Source organism: Aureibaculum luteum, assembly GCF_003449015.1.
GTDB lineage: Bacteria > Bacteroidota > Bacteroidia > Flavobacteriales > Flavobacteriaceae > Aureibaculum > Aureibaculum luteum.
In genome coordinates this window covers 155,907-174,388 of sequence record NZ_QRGD01000005.1, presented here as the reverse complement: position 1 = coordinate 174,388, position 18,482 = coordinate 155,907, and the positions used below count along the sequence as shown (strand labels likewise).

At 29.2% G+C, this 18,482-nt stretch carries 19 protein-coding genes; 7 read left to right on the top strand and 12 right to left on the bottom strand.

The window, feature by feature from the left end; genetic code table 11:
- Window positions 1–60: 60 nt before the first annotated feature.
- Window positions 61–1,116, bottom strand: a complete 1,056-nt coding sequence (locus D3P13_RS12975) for a response regulator (protein WP_117883102.1) — start codon at window positions 1,114–1,116, stop codon at window positions 61–63.
- A complete protein-coding gene (locus tag D3P13_RS22235) occupies window positions 1,113–2,993 on the bottom strand; it encodes a PAS domain S-box protein (protein WP_117883100.1) in 1,881 nt (626 codons plus the stop codon). Before D3P13_RS22235 ends, D3P13_RS12975 begins: the two co-directional genes overlap by 4 nt.
- Window positions 2,994–3,166: 173 nt before the next feature.
- On the opposite strand from D3P13_RS22235, the gene D3P13_RS12965 reads away from it, so the two are divergent.
- The 6 genes from D3P13_RS12965 (at window position 3,167) to D3P13_RS12940 (ending at window position 8,028) form a co-directional block, all read left to right on the top strand.
- Window positions 3,167–4,081, top strand: coding sequence for a mechanosensitive ion channel domain-containing protein (locus D3P13_RS12965; RefSeq protein ID WP_117883098.1), 915 nt, complete (start codon window positions 3,167–3,169; stop codon window positions 4,079–4,081).
- 75 nt (window positions 4,082–4,156) lie between these two features.
- The gene (locus D3P13_RS12960) at window positions 4,157–4,612 is read left to right on the top strand and encodes a pyridoxamine 5'-phosphate oxidase family protein (protein WP_117883096.1); all 456 of its coding nucleotides are present in this window, start codon (window positions 4,157–4,159) and stop codon (window positions 4,610–4,612) included.
- 77 nt (window positions 4,613–4,689) lie between these two features.
- Window positions 4,690–5,391, top strand: coding sequence for a hypothetical protein (locus D3P13_RS12955; protein WP_117883094.1), 702 nt, complete (start codon window positions 4,690–4,692; stop codon window positions 5,389–5,391).
- A gap of 114 nt (window positions 5,392–5,505) precedes the next feature.
- The gene (locus tag D3P13_RS12950) at window positions 5,506–6,291 is read left to right on the top strand and encodes an MlaE family ABC transporter permease (protein ID WP_117883092.1); all 786 of its coding nucleotides are present in this window, start codon (window positions 5,506–5,508) and stop codon (window positions 6,289–6,291) included.
- A 2-nt stretch (window positions 6,292–6,293) separates the two neighbouring features.
- Complete coding sequence (locus tag D3P13_RS12945) at window positions 6,294–7,034, top strand: ABC transporter ATP-binding protein (RefSeq protein ID WP_117883090.1); 741 nt, start codon at window positions 6,294–6,296, stop codon at window positions 7,032–7,034.
- A 7-nt stretch (window positions 7,035–7,041) separates the two neighbouring features.
- Entirely contained in the window at window positions 7,042–8,028 is a 987-nt protein-coding gene (locus D3P13_RS12940; RefSeq protein ID WP_117883088.1) for an MlaD family protein, read from the top strand.
- Window positions 8,029–8,120: 92 nt separating this feature from the next.
- On the opposite strand, the gene D3P13_RS12935 is transcribed toward D3P13_RS12940, so the two are convergent.
- From D3P13_RS12935 to D3P13_RS12915, 5 genes are all read right to left on the bottom strand, one after another.
- Entirely contained in the window at window positions 8,121–8,750 is a 630-nt protein-coding gene (locus D3P13_RS12935; protein WP_117883086.1) for a hypothetical protein, read from the bottom strand.
- A 191-nt stretch (window positions 8,751–8,941) separates the two neighbouring features.
- The gene (locus D3P13_RS12930; protein WP_117883084.1) at window positions 8,942–9,784 is read right to left on the bottom strand and encodes a universal stress protein; all 843 of its coding nucleotides are present in this window, start codon (window positions 9,782–9,784) and stop codon (window positions 8,942–8,944) included.
- Window positions 9,785–9,852: 68 nt separating this feature from the next.
- Window positions 9,853–10,683, bottom strand: coding sequence for a universal stress protein (locus D3P13_RS12925; RefSeq protein WP_117883082.1), 831 nt, complete (start codon window positions 10,681–10,683; stop codon window positions 9,853–9,855).
- A gap of 10 nt (window positions 10,684–10,693) precedes the next feature.
- The gene (locus D3P13_RS12920) at window positions 10,694–11,539 is read right to left on the bottom strand and encodes a universal stress protein (RefSeq protein ID WP_117883080.1); all 846 of its coding nucleotides are present in this window, start codon (window positions 11,537–11,539) and stop codon (window positions 10,694–10,696) included.
- Window positions 11,540–11,616: 77 nt separating this feature from the next.
- On the bottom strand, window positions 11,617–12,474 hold the full coding sequence (locus tag D3P13_RS12915; RefSeq protein ID WP_117883078.1) for a universal stress protein: 858 nt from the start codon (window positions 12,472–12,474) through the stop codon (window positions 11,617–11,619).
- A 316-nt stretch (window positions 12,475–12,790) separates the two neighbouring features.
- Here D3P13_RS12915 and rpsA point away from each other — a divergent pair, with 316 nt between their 5' ends.
- Window positions 12,791–15,076, top strand: a complete 2,286-nt coding sequence (rpsA, locus tag D3P13_RS12910; protein ID WP_198680028.1) for a 30S ribosomal protein S1 — start codon at window positions 12,791–12,793, stop codon at window positions 15,074–15,076.
- A 74-nt stretch (window positions 15,077–15,150) separates the two neighbouring features.
- Here the strand turns inward: rpsA and D3P13_RS12905 are convergent, their stop codons facing one another.
- From D3P13_RS12905 to D3P13_RS12885, 5 genes are all read right to left on the bottom strand, one after another.
- Window positions 15,151–15,447 (bottom strand): hypothetical protein, encoded by a 297-nt coding sequence (locus tag D3P13_RS12905; protein ID WP_117883076.1) that lies wholly within the window; start codon window positions 15,445–15,447, stop codon window positions 15,151–15,153.
- Window positions 15,448–15,712: 265 nt separating this feature from the next.
- The gene (locus tag D3P13_RS12900) at window positions 15,713–16,174 is read right to left on the bottom strand and encodes a thioredoxin family protein (protein ID WP_157972914.1); all 462 of its coding nucleotides are present in this window, start codon (window positions 16,172–16,174) and stop codon (window positions 15,713–15,715) included.
- A 7-nt stretch (window positions 16,175–16,181) separates the two neighbouring features.
- Window positions 16,182–17,111 carry a YihY/virulence factor BrkB family protein gene (locus tag D3P13_RS12895; RefSeq protein WP_117883072.1) on the bottom strand — a complete coding sequence of 310 codons (930 nt, stop codon included), beginning with the start codon at window positions 17,109–17,111 and terminating at the stop codon, window positions 16,182–16,184.
- A gap of 6 nt (window positions 17,112–17,117) precedes the next feature.
- A complete protein-coding gene (locus D3P13_RS12890) occupies window positions 17,118–17,645 on the bottom strand; it encodes a KdsC family phosphatase (protein ID WP_117883070.1) in 528 nt (175 codons plus the stop codon).
- Entirely contained in the window at window positions 17,629–18,387 is a 759-nt protein-coding gene (locus tag D3P13_RS12885) for a Rossmann-like and DUF2520 domain-containing protein (RefSeq protein WP_117883068.1), read from the bottom strand. Before D3P13_RS12885 ends, D3P13_RS12890 begins: the two co-directional genes overlap by 17 nt.
- Between the last annotated feature and the right edge of the window lie 95 nt (window positions 18,388–18,482).

The window sequence follows — 18,482 nt, the reverse complement described above, 5'->3', positions numbered from 1 at the left end:
CTATAATTTACATCAAAGTTAGACGTGATATAGATTTTACACAATGATATATATCAATCTTCAAAAAACTTGTTTTAACAAGTCAATATCAATAACCTTTATATTTCTTCCTTCAATATCAATAATACCATCCTTTTTTAAACGTGTTAATGTTCTTATAAAAGTCTCGGTGGCAATACCAGCTACACTAGCAAGATCACTTCTTGATATCCGAATGCCATCCTTTGGATGTTTTTTAATTTTTTCAGCAAATTGCAAAATAGTATTTGCAGTTTTTTTTCTAACCGAACTGTAAGCCATTTGTAATAATTGATCCTTAATTTCGGTTACATTTTCTGTTGAATAATCAAGCAACTCTAATGTTAAGGCATGATTTTTTAATAAAAGATCTTTAAAATCATTTTTTACCAATCTGAAAATTTCCGTTTTTTCAAGTGCTATTGCAGATTCTTTATAAGGTCTATTAAGTGTTAATGAGGTTAGCCCAAAAAAATCGTCTCCTTTATGTAATGCGGTAATTAATTCTTTGCCTTGTTCATCAGTTTTTGATGTTTTTACAACGCCTTTATATATTAAATAAATATAATTTGAATTATCTCCTTCTCTATAAATAGTTTCATCAAGGTTATAAGTAACTTCCTCAGCATTATCAGAAAAATAGTTTTTAAGCTGATCAATTGTTTTTAGATTATCATCACTATTGAATGATTGTATAATGCTTTTCAATTCTGAATTCTCATTTAGAAGTGCTACTTTGGCAATTCGACTTTCTATGGCACTAATAAGTTCAGCTTCATTAAAAGGTTTGGTTAAATAATCGTCAGCACCCATATCCATTCCTTTTCGAATATCGCTATATTCAGTTTTAGCGGATAAAAAGATAAATGGAATATGTTGTGTTGCAATTGTTTTAGAAAGCACATTTAATACTTCATAACCATTTATTTCGGGCATCATTATATCACAAATAATTACATCAGGTAATTCCGTGTTAGCTTTTGTAATACCCATTTTACCATCGGCCGCTGTAAAAACTTCATAATTAGCTAATTCTAACAGCTCAGCTGTATTTTCTCTGACAACAATGTCATCTTCTATTAATAAAATTTTTTTCATTTTTCAATTATCTTAGGTAGTGCAACTGTAAATGTAGACCCGTTATTTTCTTCACTTTTGAAGTTTATTGTTCCACCTAAATTTTCCAAATGTGCTTTTATAATGTTTAGGCCTATGCCTGTACCATGATTATTCAATACATTTTCTGCTCTAAAGTAACGATTAAATATGTGTTTTTGATCATTTATTGGTATTCCTATACCATAATCAACAACCTTTAAAACTAAATTCTTTTCACATTCTGAAACTTCAAGATTAATGTCTGTATTTTCAGGTGAATATTTTATGGCATTATAAATTAAATTTGACAAAATTAATTCTAAAATCCGCTCATCTTGATGTAAGTTAAATTCATCACTATTTTGAGATATATTAATTCTTTGTCCACCTTTTAATAGCATATTTGCATTATAAACCACCTCGTTTACGACTTTACTCAGATTAAAATCAGTAAATTTATAGGTTACTTTTCCTAATTCTAAACGTTCAATTGATAAAAAATCATTGAGAATATTGTTGAGGTAATGTACTTTGCTTGTAATTATATTTAAGTGTTTATCTCTTTTTTCTTGTTGTGCAGTGAGTTTATATTTTTCTAGTAAAATAGTTGATGTTAAAATGCCACTTAAAGGTGTTTTAAATTCATGCGATACTAAAGATAGAAATTTTGTTTTAAGCTCGTTTAACTCTTTTTCTTTAGTCAGGGCTATTTTTAATTGTGCTGTTCTTTTTTCGACCGTATTTTCTAACTTTTCAGTATAGTTTTTTCGTTCTGTAATATCTAAAATTATAGCAACCAGTAATTCTTGATCTTCAGATGACGAAATTTGTAAGTGTACCTCAATAGGGTAGGTAGAGCCATCTTTTCTTTGATGCACGGCTTCAAATTCAATTTTTTCTTTTTCCTTATTAAGTAATGGAGCTATCATTGTTCGAAAATCACTTTCGGTAATTTCCGGTTTAAGGTCTAGAGGCGTCAATTCTTTTAGCTCTTCTAATGTATAACCTATATTTTTTTGTGCCCCTCGGTTAACATTTAAAAATTTTAATGATCCTTTATCGAAAATAAATATTTCATTTAAAGATTCATCAAAAATGGAAGCCCAGTGCTTAAGTTCTTGCTCGGCATACATTCGTTGCGTAATATCATTTTGGATTCCAATAAAATGGGTAACAATTCCTCTATTGCTTTTTATTGGAGTTACAGATAGATCATTCCAAAATAAGGTGCCATCTTTTTTATAATTACGCAGTATGACCTTGCAACTTTTTCCTTCTTTTATAGCGATACGAATTTGTTTTAAGTTTTCTTGATCTCTATCATCAGTTTGTAGAAACCGGCAATTTTTATTTAAGATTTCTGATTCTGAATATCCAGTGAGTCTAATAAAAGCCGAATTGCAATAAATGATAGGGTTATCATCCTGTGAAGCATCCGTTATTACAATACCGTTTGCAGCGGATTGCAGTGCTTCGCTTTTTAGGAGTAAATTTCTTTCATTTTCTTTTCTTTCAGTAATATCAATCAATAAAACCATGATATAGGTTTTACCATAAACCGTAAAAGGGTTTAAACCAATTTGTATAGGGAAAACTGCTCCATTTTTCTGTAATCCATAAAGCTCTATACTATCTGAAATTTGTCTTTTTTCACCTTTTTTTATAAATTTTTTGAAGAGAACCTTTTGAATTTTATGATATTTTTTTGGAATAAGCTTTTCTAGAGATTTGCCTATTAATTCAGTAGATGGATAACCAAAAACTTTATTGGTAGACGAATTTGTTGATACAATTTTTTGATCATTATCTATAATGATAATGCATTCAGAAATAGCTTCAGAAAGGATGCTAAATATATCTTGATTTTGTTGAAACATTGTACAAGATCTTTTACATGATAATAAGAGTAGTAAAGTTACAAAATTTACATAAGCATAAGCATAATATACTATTAAACTATAATTAGTTGCTTTTTAGATGATATGTATCATTTTTAAGGACTTGACTATTTATTAACTTTATTGCAAATATTAATCAATGCTTGAAAGCTATGCATATAGTAGACGTTGTTAAAAATTGGATTGCTGATAATCCATTTGTAGTGGGAATCGTTAAATACTTATTATGGGTGCTTTTTATTATTATCGTTATAAAATTGACGAGGAGAGTTTTAAGAAGAAGAATTACAAACACAAGTGCCAGGTATAAATCTCAAAAAGGCATTGAAATATTAGGGTATATATTATTAATTCTTTTATCTCTTTTCTATTTTTCAGGTTCAATGAAAAATTTCACTATTGCTATTGGTGTTTTTACGGCAGGTATTGCTTTTACATTACAAGAATTGATTTTGAGCTTGGCTGGATCCGTTTATATTTTTTTAGTTAAAGTGTACAAACCTGGAGATAGAATTGAAATTAATGGTATTAAAGGCGATGTTATTGATGTTGATAGCATTTATACCACCATGATGGAAATTGGCCAATGGGTAAGCAGTGATAACTACAGTGGTAGAATTGTAAAATTAAGTAACGCCTTTGTGTTTAAAGGCCCCATTTATAATTATTCTCAAGATTTCCCCTTCATTTGGGATGAGTTTAACTTACCCATTAAATATGGATCGGACATTGAATTAGCAAAACTTATCGTTATTAAAATAGCACGTAAAATATTATCAGATTATACCTTAAACTCAAAGGCTAAATGGAATGATGTTGTAAATAAATATTATATAGAAAATGCTGAGGTAGATCCAGCTTTAGCGATAACCTTAAATGATAATTGGATTCAATTCAATCTTAGATATATTGTTGATTATAAGAAACGCCGTGGTACAAAAGATGTATTGAATGATGAAATTAGAAAAGAAATTTATTTGACTAATGGAAAGGTAATGTTAGCATCTACAACATTGGAATTGATAAAAATACCTAAACTAGAAGTAGATGTAAATAAAGCGAAGTAGTTGCATTTGACACAACTGACATTGGTCATTTTAAAACATTTAATTTCTTATTATTTTTAGTAAAAATATTAAAGGATGATACAGGTAGTTAAAGATAAAGAGTTAATTCAAATACTCAGTTCCAATTATATCGGTTACCTAGGGTATATATTTCAGAGTAGGCCATTTGTTGTACCTATAACATACTATTATTGTAAAGAGAATAATTGTATAATAGGATACACAGAAGGTGGTCAAAAAACAATGGCTATGCGAAAGAATAATTTTGTTTCATTAGAAGTTGCAGAAATTCAATCGCCTAGTAATTGGAGATCTGTGCTTGTACATGGTGAGTATGAAGAATTATCAGGTATTGATGCTAAATATTATCTTCATGATTTTTCTATATGTATAAAGGAGATAATTAGAAAAAAAGAACTGAAAGACCTTCATTTTATTAGTGAGTTTTCAAGTAAAATTTATGATGATGGGGAGCCTATTGTCTTTCAGATTAAAATTAATGAAATAACAGGAAGGAAAAGAAAAAATTAAAGTCAATTTATAATTATTTATTTTACATGCTGGCTTTAACATATATATATAATTCTAACTATCTAAATTTCCGAATCATGATTACTAAAGAATTACAACAATTAAGATTGGAGAATAATTTTAAACATTTTTATGTAAAAATTTCAAGCTTTATACCTAGTCTTAAAGATTTTATAGCAAGAAAGCTAAATATTGCTGAGGATTTAGGGGTGATAGATAAGAATTTTTTTAATCCTAATGATATTTTGGATGAGGTATACCTTGACGTTTTTGAAAATTTCAATAATAAAATTGCGAAAAAGGATTTAAGAAGAATGCTTTTTGAAAAAAGTGTTGAAAAAATTGATGAAATAACCATATTAGGTCACCAATTTGAAAATAATATAAATATTGGTGAAATATTAAAAGAGGAATTACAAGCCATGGATGAAAGGTATACTGTTGATGGCGATGGTGACTTTATATTATATGAGGAATTAGATGATATTTCTTACCATCAAAACGATTTTAAGCCTAAACATATTCTCTTAGATCAATCCATAGAAAAACTAATTACAAATAAACTAAATTTAGAAGATTTGACATTACAATCTGCTAAAAAACGACAATTATTAGGAAATCTATTTTTTAAGATGCCACCAAGAAGTAAAGCTATTATTGAATTATATGTTTTTGCAAATCAGAGTGTTAGTGAGATATCTGAAATTTTGATTATAGAAGAACTGATGGTCAAAGAAGTGGTCAATAAAATAAAAGAAAAATTTGGCCTTTTTCTTTAGATGAGTTCTGTATTGATGAACATATTTTATAAAAAAATTGAATAATAATTTCAATGATTATAAATGATCTAAATCATTTTATTACATAAATATCAGTGGTAAATTTGTATTGATATGAAATCCAAATCAACACAATTAGCAACGAAATTTAAATCTTTTTTTGAAGAAATAGGTGATCTGGCATATTTTGCAGGTCGTTTTTTTAAAGAAGTCTTCACGAGACCTTTTGAATTTAAAGAATTGTTACGACAATGTTATAATATGGGTATCCGTTCGTTGTTATTGGTGGGCGTAACTGGTTTTATTTTAGGTTTAGTTTTTACACTGCAATCACGACCCACTTTAATGGAATTTGGAGCCGAATCTTGGATGCCTTCCATGGTTAGTATTTCTATAGTGAGAGAAATTGGACCCGTTATTATTGCATTAATTTGTGCAGGAAGAATTGGCTCTGGTATCGGTGCTGAACTAGGTTCTATGAGAGTGACAGAGCAAATTGATGCCATGGAGGTATCAGGTACAAATCCCTTTAAGTATTTAGTAGTAACACGTATTTTGGCCGCTACATTAATGCTACCTTTACTTATTATTTTTGGTGATGCTGTTGCATTAGTTGGCTCCGCAATTATAGAGAACCTTAAAGGCGAAGTATCATTTTTACTCTATTTTAATAAAGTGGCAGATGCATTAGAATTTTCTGATGTTATTCCGGCAACTATCAAAACATTTTTCTTTGGTTTTGCCATTGGTTTGGTGGGTACATTTAAGGGGTATTATTGTAAAAAAGGAACTGTTGGTGTTGGTGAAGCTTCTAATTCTGCTGTAGTTTATACTTCTATGCTCCTTTTTGTAATAGATTTTATAGCTGTTTTTATAGTTGATATATTTTTTGAAGTTTAAATATGGAAAAAACAAACAACAAAGAACCCGTTTTAAAAATAGTAGACTTGAAAAAAAGTTTTGGAGATAATCATGTGCTTAATGGATTTTCTTTGGAGTTATACAAAGGCGAAAGTTTAGTTATTATGGGAAAATCAGGTTCTGGTAAGTCTGTAATGATTAAATGTTTAATGGGCTTGTTAGTGCATGATAGTGGTCTTATTGAAATTATGGGTCATGATCTGTCTAAACTCACACTGAATCAATTAAACGACTTAAGATCACAAATAGGGTTTCTTTTTCAAGGTAGTGCTCTCTATGATTCTATGACGGTACGTGAAAATTTGGAGTTTCCACTCCGTAAAAATAAAGAAAAATTTAAGCAAAAAGATGCATTAGTATTAGAAGCATTAGAAAGTGTAGGTTTGGCTCATGTCATGGATTTAATGCCGGAAGAACTCTCAGGAGGTATGAAACGTAGAGTTGCTTTAGCGAGAGCCATTATTTTAAAACCTAAAATAATAATTTATGATGAACCAACCACGGGATTAGATCCGATAACGTCAAAAGAAATTATTCAATTGATGAGAGATATTCAAGAAAAATATGGAGCTTCATCGTTAATAATAACGCACGATGTTGATTGTGCTAGAGTAATTGCGAACAGAATGATTTTGCTAATTGATGGTGTAAATTATGCCGAAGGTAGTTTTGCAGAATTGGCATTATCAACTGATAAAAATATTAAAGCATTTTTTAAATAATTAAGTTATGCAACAGACGAAAACACAGAAATTTAAATTGGGTTTATTTATAATTGCGAGTACACTATTATTAATTTTTGCACTTTATTTTATAGGGAATAAACAAAATATTTTTGGTAAAACCTTTAGAATAAGTGCTGTGTTTAACAACGTTAACGGACTACAATTAGGTAATAATGTTAGATATTCTGGTATTAATGTTGGTACCGTAAAAAATATCGAAATGATTAATGATACTACAATTTGTGTAGACATGATAGTTGAAGATAAAATTTTACAACATTTAAAAAAGAACGCATTAGCAGCTATAAGTTCTGACGGTTTGGTGGGTAGTATGATTATTAACATTGTTCCTGTAAAAGAAACCTCTGAAGCATTAATGTCTGGAGATACGATTAAATCATTTAGCAAAATTTCAACGAGCGATATGATGTCAACATTAAATACTACCAATGAAAATGCAGCACTATTAACGTCAGATTTACTAAAAATAACCACCGAAGTTAATCAGGGAAAAGGAACGCTGGGAATGTTAATCAATGATGAAAACTTGGCGTTAACTATAAAAGAGACTTTTTTAACTTTAAAATCCGCCAGTATTGGTGCTTCAGAAACTATAGATAAACTAAATAAAATTATGAATTCTGTAAATTATAATGAGAGTGTGGCGGCTGTCTTATTGAGTGATTCTATTTCAGCCAATAAAATGAAATCTATCATACAAAACCTTGATTATTCTAGTAGTAAAATAGATTCAGTGTTAAGTAATATCAATAATGTGGTTTTAGGAATACAATCAGGTAATGGAGCACTCAATTATATGATTAATGATACTGTTTTTGTTAAGAATATTGACAGTACTATGACGAACTTAAAGGATGGTAGTACACTTTTGAATGAAAATTTAGAAGCGTTAAAGCATAATTTTTTATTCAGAGGTTATTTTAAAAAATTGGAGAAGAAGAAACTGAAAGAGAATAATAAAGACAATTAAAAGATACCACAGTGTTAAATTATAAGGTTGGTAGTAGAATTACAATTCATTAATCAAAGGTGAACTACAGAGACCAATCTTCTTCAATCTAGTTATTCATTTTTTTGTATTAAGTTTTGTTCTTCTAATACAAACACTACTAAATTAACATAATCTTTTACCGTTTCTTTTATGGAATTAGGGTCTATAATATCAATATAACCTTTCCAAATGAGCGTTCTCTCTTCGCCTTTACAAATACAATACAATGAGGTTTCTACATGATATACTTTATATTCATCATAATAATTGCTATTAAAATATATTTCTTGATTATTGTAATAATCATATTTAAACCCATAGTTTGTGTCTTTGTCAAATTTATTAAAAAATGCCGTACGGTCTTCTACACCTGCAACTTTTGTTAACAAAACGCTGTCGAATCCATCTTTTATTAGGCTGTCTTCTAGTGAAATTAAGTCCTCTTCAGTTCGTCTAAAACTCATAAAAGATTCCTCAAAAAGCTCGTAACTCGCTACTGCTTCAGTACCTCTTGATAGGTATTTTTGTTTTAATTTCTCTTCAAATTTTTGTCTAGCCTCGTCATTAGAAGTCATTCCGATTATTAATATTTTACCTGGAGCGAAGGAGTCAATATCCGGATTTTTCCAATTGTTTACTAATTCAGCCGAAGAACAGCTGACAAGTATAAACCCAAGTAGTATACTGATTATATTTTTCATAATAGTGCTACATTTAGTTCTTTAAATTTAACACTATAATTTTATAACCTAAATGATATTCATCAGTTTGATATGAAATGAATAGATTAAGAGCAATGCGTTAACTTTACAGAAAAAGCAACTATTAGAATAATAAGATTTATAAGTTTTGTTTATGCTCTATATTTAGTTTTTGAGACCCTTAAACAATACTAAATGGGTATTACTAATAGAGGTATAGCACTATGAAAGCTTACTTTTTTTATGACAGCTTCTTCTATTAATTTTTTAAGGAATTTTTTTTCAGAATTTACTAAGCACACTAAATCAGAATTGTGGTTTTTGCTGAAATTCATTATTGATTTTGCAACTTTACCTTCTAATTCGGTTTGTTCAAAAGAAGTGGAGCTATCCTTGAATAAAGCTTTGATATCTTTTAAATTATGAAATTGCGTTTCATCTAAATCATCACCTTCGTTTATATTCAATAAACAGATATTACTTTTATGAATCGCTTGCAATTCAATTAGAGAAAAAAGTTCAATGGAGTAGAATCTTCTTTTTAAATCACTAGCAAAAATGATGTTTTTCAATTCTGTAAATTCATAATCTTTTGGCACTGTTAATACGGGGCAAAGTTCTATATGATTAATAACGCTAACCGCATTGCTTCCCATAAAAATCTCCTTTGCACCAGTAGCACCAGTAGTGCCCATAACAATAATATCAATATTGTAATTCGTAACAACTTGTTTAATCTGAAAAACTAAATCACCGGCCTGAGAAATTGTTTGGTATTTGTGATCGTCATTTAATAAATTTTTATCTAAATAATTTTGAATTTTTTTAAGTCCTTTTTCTGATTCTTCTTTTAATACCCTATGAAGATGAGTATTTCTATACTTAGACATTCGGTTACTAGTTCTAGAAGTACCAGCTTGGTAGGTATGTAAAATATAAAAATGGGCAGGAATAGCATCGTACAATCTAATGGCATAGAGTAACGCATCCCAGGCATTATCAGAAAAGTCGGTAGGTATTAAAATATTTTTCATTAGTACTAATTTTAATTAAACAAATTGTAATCAGTATTTTAACAAATAATACTCTGTTTTTAAATATATTATTCAGGTATTACTAAAAGCGGAATTCTAGGATGAAAAGCTAATTTTTTTATCACAGGTTCCTTTAGCACATTCTCAATAGGACCATGTTCATAATTTACCATGGCAAGCATGTCTATCTTATAATCATTGATAAACATAATTATGTTTTCTGATTTTTTTGAATTGTCATCGATATAATGAAAATTGTATTTTTGGTCGGCCAAATAGTTCTCTAGTCTTTCTATATTATGTTTTTGAGAAAGCGTTAAACTTTTTTCGACATTGATATGTACAATTCTTATTTCAGAATTATATAACCTGGTCATATTTTTAAGTGTCTCTAATTCTCTATCTGTGTATTTGCGGTTATAATCTGTTGGAAAACCAATTTGTTTTGGAGCAACAAAACTATATTCGTCTGGAATGACTAAAATGGGGCAATTTTTAACTTTATTAATTATTTCAACGGTATTACTACCGGCAAAGAATTCAACAGCGGCAGTACACCCTTTGGTGCCCATTATTACAAGCTCAATATCATTTTGTTTAATGGCTTTATCAATGGCGGTATGTAATTTGTCATTGCTTATAATGTTCTTATAATCATGTTTTACACTCGCATTTTCCCTTTTAGTTTTTAATTCTAATTCTTGTATTTTTTTTAACGCTTTTTTATGTGATTCCTCAACATAATGTGGTGTTATGTATGTTCTAGAAGTAGAGTTAATAAAATTAGTAGAATGTAAAAAGTAAAAAGTACAAATCTCATTTTTATATAACTTTAATGCATATTGTACGGCACTTTTTGAATTTTCAGAAAAGTCAATGGGTATTAATATATTTTTCATGTTATTTAAATTAAAAATTAGAAGGAACAACCAAGAATGGAACCGTTAAATGAAACCCAATTTGATTGATAATTTTCTTGAAAAACAAGTTTTCTAAAAAAGTATGTTTATTTTTAATCATCATTAACATGTGAACATATGTAGATTTCTGAAATTCATTAATTGCTTGTGGAATTTCTTGATCTTTTACGGAATAAAATTCTTTATTTCTTGAATTTAATAAATTATCTAATTTAATTTTATGGGAGTTTTCTTCCTCATTTAAATCTCTATTTGAAGAAACGTGCAGTATATGCACTTTAGATTTGTATATACTGCTAATTGTTTCTAAAATATCTAAATGCTTAGCTGAGTAATCAATTTTATAGTCCGTAGGAAAAAGAATATCTTTTGGTTTTTCAAAGAAAAAACCATCAGGTATTGCCAAAACGGGACATTTGACTTTTTTTATGGTATGAATGGTATTTGTACCAAAAAGTACTTCTTCAACACCAGAAGCTCCTTTTGTACCCATAATTATTAAATCTAAATTCTTTTGAGCTACTAGTAAATCAATTTCATCGGTAAGTGTGCTAAATGAGGAGATTAATTCAAATTCGTGCTTGGGGTTGTTATATTTTTCAATTACATATTTTTCAAGGTCATTAAGTGCTTCTAATGAATTGTTTCTTATAACATCTACAACATTACCTATATAAGCACCGCTACTCATTTGATAATCGTAATTATATATAATAGGCGTATAGGTATTTAAAATATAAAATTTACACGGTTCATTATTAAATAATTCTAATGCATAATTAATAGCATTTTTAGAATTTTCAGAAAAGTCTGTGGGTAAAAGTATATTTTTCATGATGATTAATTTTTTTTCAAAAGAACAATAATTGTAACTTAAATAAAATGACCTAAATCAGTCTTACTTTTTCTAAATCAAGAAAGATTTAGTTTTAGACAATTACTAACATTAAAACTAATCAGTGGATATTTACCATAATCATTCATTAACAATACGGTATCTTTATTTAATAATTTTTTTATAAATCCACCTTTCTTACGATCAAGCATCGCTATTAAATCAGCATCATTTTTTTCAGCATATAAGCGTAATGAATTAAAAACGTCATCTGAAGAAATAACTTCAAAGCTAATCTTATCATATTTTATTTTATTAGCAATCATTTCTTTAAACCATGCCATTTGAACTTCACCCGGGTATTCATTTTTTAAAGAAGCATGTACTACTTTTATTTCTGATTTTAAAGGTTCTGCAATTTCGGTTAATTTACAAATAGCATGTATGTCATCTTCTTCAAAGGCAGTAGCATATACTATCGTTTTTATTTTTGAGATTTTTTTTTGATAAGGAATTGATAGTATAGGAAACAAACTTTTTTCTATTAAATTTTTAGTGGTATTACCCATTATAAAATCTTTAATTGTCCCATTACCTTTTGTACCAACAACTACAAATGTTGAATCTAATTCTTGAGCTTTATCGATAATTCCGTTTAAAACAGATTTATTCTCAACAGCTTCAACAGTTATATTTGTTAAATCATAACCTAAATTATCGATACAAAATTGTTCTAATTTAGAGGCGTGTTTTTCAAAATAGTTTACGCCAAAGTCTGGTTCAGTATCACCAACTATATTTAATAATGTAGATGGATAGTGAAACACATGAATTACCTTTAATTGGATATTCATTTTTGTGCTTAAGCGATATGCATATTGTAACGCGGTAACAGAATACTTTGAATAGTCAGTAGCGTAAAGTATATTTTTCATGGCATCTACTTTAAAAATTGTATGGTAAATTTAGGAGTTAAAACCTATAAAAAAAATGATAATTATCATGATAAGAATAACGACAATATTTTATGTAATTGCAATAGGTAAACTCTAAACGATATATTCCGTGTTTTTTCTTTGCATTTATTTGATATTCTTATTGTTAGATTGAGAAAAAATCAATACTTTTGCACTCCTTTTTACGAGTACAGATTTAGAAAGGAATTAGAAAACAAAAATTAATATAAACTCTTTTATTGATATTGTCGTTAAAAATCTGAATTTCAATAAAATACAAAATTTATTAGACCATATGTCTAAACTACAAGAAAAAATAGATCAATACACAGAAGAAGTTAACAAATTAGGTTTAAAATTAGATACTAATTTATTAGCAAGTGTAACCAAAGGATTAGGTCCTTCAATCTACAAAGTTGATGCTGAAAAAGTATCAAGTTCTGATACAAAAGAATTAGATACTGTAAAGAAGAATTTTTTAATCAAAAAATTAGGATTAGAAGATACTCCAAAATTAGATGAAGCTATCCAAAAGGCTATTGAAACAATAGGGTCTTCAAACAGAAATAAGTACAGAGCTATTTTCTATACTATTTTAGTTGAAGAATTTGGAGCACAAGCAGTATATGCTGAAGATGCAAAAGAAGAAGTTGAAGCTCCACAAGAAGAAGTTGAAGCTCCAAAAGAAGAAGTAGCAGCTAAAGAGACTCCTAAACAAGAGGAGAAAGCAGCTGTTGTTGAAGAAGTAAAGGAAGAGGCTCCAAAGAAAGAAGAAAAAGAAGTTGTTGCTAAAACTGAAGAAGTTAAAGCAGAAGCTCCTGCTCCGGAACCAACGAACACTCAAGAATTTTTAGATAACTTTAACTGGCATAAATACGAAGAAGGTATTGAAGCAGTTGATGAATCAAAATTAGAAGAATTTGATAAAGCACTTAAAGGAACTGTAGGTTTTGTTGAGGAGCGTCAAGTGATAGATGGTGAAGTTATTAGATTGACAGATAGAGAAGCGATTATTGATATCAATTCAAAATCAGAAGGTGTAATTTCTTTAAACGAATTTAGATATAACCCAAATTTAGCAGTAGGTGATACTGTTGAGGTATTGGTAGATAAGCGTGAAGATAGTACTGGTCAATTAGTATTGTCACATAAAAAAGCAAGAGTAATCAAGGCTTGGGAACGTGTTAATACAGCACATGAAACTCAAGAAGTGGTTAATGGTTACATCAAATGTAGAACTAAAGGTGGTATGATTGTAGATGTTTTCGGAATCGAAGCATTCTTACCAGGTTCTCAAATTGATGTTAAACCAATTAGAGATTACGATCAATATGTTGATAAAACAATGGAATTCAAAGTGGTTAAAGTAAATCACGAATTTAAAAACGTTGTAGTATCTCACAAAGCATTAATTGAAGCTGATCTTGCTGAACAGAAAAAAGAAATCATTGGCCAATTAGAAAAAGGACAAGTACTAGAAGGTATTGTTAAAAATATTACTTCTTATGGTGTATTTGTTGATTTAGGTGGTGTTGATGGTTTAGTTCATATTACAGATTTATCTTGGAGTAGAATTAATCACCCAAGTGAAGTACTTGAATTAGATGAGAAAATAAATGTAGTAATCCTTGATTTTGATGATAACAAATCTAGAATTCAATTAGGATTAAAACAATTACAGAAACATCCTTGGGAAGCGTTAGATAATGAACTTAAAGTTGGTGATAAAGTAAAAGGAAAAGTTGCTATCATTGCTGATTATGGTGCATTTATTGAAGTAAGTCAAGGTGTTGAAGGATTAATTCACGTTTCTGAAATGTCATGGTCTACACATTTACGTTCTGCACAAGATTTCGTGAAAGTAGGTGATGAAGTAGAGGCAGTAATCTTAACTCTAGATAGAGAAGAGCGTAAAATGTCTCTTGGAATGAAACAATTACATCCTGATCCTTGGACAGATGTAACAACTAAATATCCTGTAGGTTCTAAACATACTGGTACCGTAAGAAATTACACTAATTTTGGTGTGTTTGTTGAGTTAGAAGAAGGAATTGACGGTTTAGTTTATATTTCTGATTTATCTTGGACAACTAAAGTAAAACATCCATCTGATTTTGTAAAAGTTGGTGATAAATTAGAAGTTGAAGTATTAGAATTAGATGTTGAAGGACGTAAATTAAATTTAGGTCATAAACAAACTACTGAAAATCCTTGGGATGCTTATGAAGATAAGTTCTCAATTGATTCTGTTCATGCAGGTGAAGTAACTTCTGTAACTGACAAAGGAGCTTTAGTTTCTTTTGGAGATGATGATGTTGAAGCATTTGTGCCACAACGCCACATGGAAAAAGAAGATGGATCTAAAATCGTTAAAGGAGATAAAGTTGACTTTAAAGTTTTAGAATTCAATAAAGAATATAGAAGACTAGTAGTTTCTCATACCGCAAACTTTAGAGAGCAAGAAGAGAAAACAGTTAGAGCAACTAAAAAGAAAATGGACGATAATATAGAGAAATCTACATTAGGAGATATTTCTGCTTTAGCAGCTTTAAAAGATAAAATGGATGCTGATAAAAAGTAATCATTAAATCTTCATAAATTTTAAAGCCGTCTCAATTAATTGAGATGGCTTTTTTTATGTTGTAAAATGATTTTTTACTTTTTATATAATAAAGATTTACCTTTAAATACTTCTTTAAATTTTTGTTTCAATTTTAAAAGTGAATGTTTTATCAAGTAGTTGTATAAATTATGATAATCTTCTAATGAATTACATTTATTTATGGTTACCATTTCTTTTGGTAGTTCAGCATTCATCTGATCGCATAGGAAAGCTACATAATCGATCATATTATACTCAGTTACTGCTTTAATCTTACCGTCTTTAATGTATGCTTGTTTTTTTTCAAAAGTATCTTCTTTGATTATTTTATCAATATTTGATTTGTTCAAATCTAAATTAGATTATTTTCTCGATTGGGAATAAAAAATATAGATTAGTGCATGGTAATATTGATTCAATAATAATTAAGACTAAAGCATTACTATATTTGAACCTCAACGTCATTTATGAGTTTGTAGCGTTGAAAGTTTAAAACAAAACCATGACATAAAATTCGCTGAGTGAAACTCAAATTTTTTAACAAGTACTACAAATAATGAAAGTAGAGAAGGGGACAAACCCGACTGTTAAAAGTATGCTAGAATGAATTGATTATTATTCTATAGCCTTGTCTAACAAAGCATAATGCATACTCGTATCTCGCAGGTAATTATAGCTTTCAATCTTACCTATAAGTTTACCATTTGCATCTGTTAATACAACTGTTGGATGTACACTTTGATTAAACTGTTTACTAAGAGCTGTATTTTTCTTTTTTTGATCAGTGGAAACAGCATTATCTCTCAAATCAGAATTTACTCTAACTAAAATTAGATGGTTTTTAGCAATATTTTGGAATTTTTCGGTATAGAAAAAATCTTCATTTAACATCTGACAAGAATCAGTTCGGTCATGTCCAGTAAAATAAATTAGTATACCTTTATTTTCAGATGAAGCCAATTTTTTTGCTTTAGCAAAATCGGTTTGCCAATTTAAATCAATTGACTTTTTATTTTGTGCAATACCATTTGTGTTGTAAATAAATAGAACTAACAATATGTAAACTATCTTATTCATTTTATTCTTATTGTTCATTATTGGCCTTTATATTTCTTTTTAATCCAATCATTGCGGCATTCAATTCAAACCCTAATAAAAGTATAATGGAATTAAGCCAAATAAATAGCATCAGTACAAGTAAAGTACCTACAGTTCCGTAAAGCTCGTTATATTGTGCGAATTTCTTAACATAAATTCCAAAAATCTTAAAGTTTAATAAAATTAATAAGGTGGTTAGTACAGCTCCTGGTGAAAAAAATGAAATTTGTCTTCCTTCTTTTGTACCAAAAAAATAAAATAATGCGACTGTTATTAAAATCATGGCTAAAACGATAATATATCTACCCATATCTATCCAAAATAAGTCATCAGAAACATATCCTTTTTCTTTAAAACTACTAATAGCAATTTCAAAGTAAATGATTACTGCAACTGTAACGAGCAATAATAATGCCAATACGATTGATATAGCCATAGATATCAAAAATTGCCTGATCATTGATCGTGTTTGTAATTTGTGGTAACTGTCTTCAAAACCACCAAATAGAGCATTGATACCATTGGTCATTAGAATTATGGACATAATAAAACCAAAAGACAATAAACCACTGTATTTATTATTGATGATGTCGTTAAGTACAGAATCTACAGCTTCAAAGGTTTGAGGAGGTAACGCTTGATGGATAAAATCCATAAAACCAGCCTGAAAACCTTCTATCGTGATGTAAGGAATTAAAGTTAAAATAAATAATGCAAAGGGGAATAAGGCCATGAAAAAACTAAAAGCAATACCACCAGCTCTTGCTGTTAAGGCACCTCTAACAATACCTAAAACATACATTTCAAGAACGTTATATAATGACATGCCTTCTAAGCCCGGAACCTTAATCTTTATAAAAAGCTTAACGAACCAACCTAAAATTGGTATTTTTAAGAGTTTTTCCTCAGTTGTCATATTTCACTAATCTAACTTAGCATCAAAATTTGTATGCCATTTGTCCTGAACTTTTAAAACCTGTTCAATTACATCTCGTACACAGCCATTACCCCCTTTTTTCTGTGAAACATACAGTGAGACATTCTGAATTTCAGGAACAGCATCTTTCGGGCATGTTGGCAATCCTACAATTTCCATCACGGGGTGGTCAGGAATATCATCTCCCATATATAATACATTTTCAGCCTTAATATTGTATGTGTCTAAATATTCCTTTAATTGTTTTACTTTATGATGTGCTCCTAAAAAGATGTCGGTAATACCTAAAGCTTTCAATCGTAATTTTACAGCTTCGTTGGTACCACCCGAAATTATACAGACATTAAACCCCATATCAACAGCTGTTTTTAGTGCATATCCATCTTTAATATTCATTGATCTAATTAGTTGGCCGTCAGGGAATATCATTACATTTCCATCTGTTAAAACGCCATCTACATCAAAAATAAAAGTAGTAATTTGAGGCATTATTTCTTTATAACTTTTTTCCATAAGTGTTTCGTATTGATTGGGTTAATAGGTTGTAAATTTCCTTTTCATCGTCTTTTAGCAATTTTAAATGATTTGATATTGTTTTTTTATCATTTCTAACTGCAGGTCCTGTTTGAATAGACCCAGGATTATTATTTTTGATTTTATTTGCTGATTCTAAAATTAGAGGATGTAAAATTTCAAAAGGGATATTGTTGTCATCACAAATATCATTACCAATTTTGTACATGTAATTCACAAAATTATTAGTAAAAACGGCGGCGAGATGAATATATTTTCTTTGGTTTGAGTCTATAGAGTAAACATTATCAGAAAGTAACAAAGCCAGTTGTTGTAAGCGATTAAAATCTTCCTTTTGTTTAGTTTCAATACAAATGGGAATCTCTATAAAATTAATAGGTTTGTCTTTCGTAAAGGTTTGCAATGGATAAAAGACACCTTTATTAGTAGTTTTTATGGCGTCTATTGAAACACTTCCAGAAGTATGTACCACCAATTTATCTTTTATCAATAATTGCTCTGAAAATTCAGTAATAGCGTCATCAGATATAGCTATGATATAAATATCGGCCTCTTTAAGTTGAGCTAAATTAGAAGTAGTATCAACTTTCTTTTCAAATTTTGTTAAAGCAGCAGTATTTCTACCATAAACCTGTACCAGATTGATATTTTTTGTTTGCAAGAATGCATCGATTAGATGATTGGCAACATTACCCGTTCCTAATAGAATTACTGAAATCATCTCCTGATTTTGAATTTTCGCGGTTCACAATAAAACGTTAAAAGTAGTAATTTACACACAAAATTAAGTATCTTCGCCCGAGTTTATTTGCATCT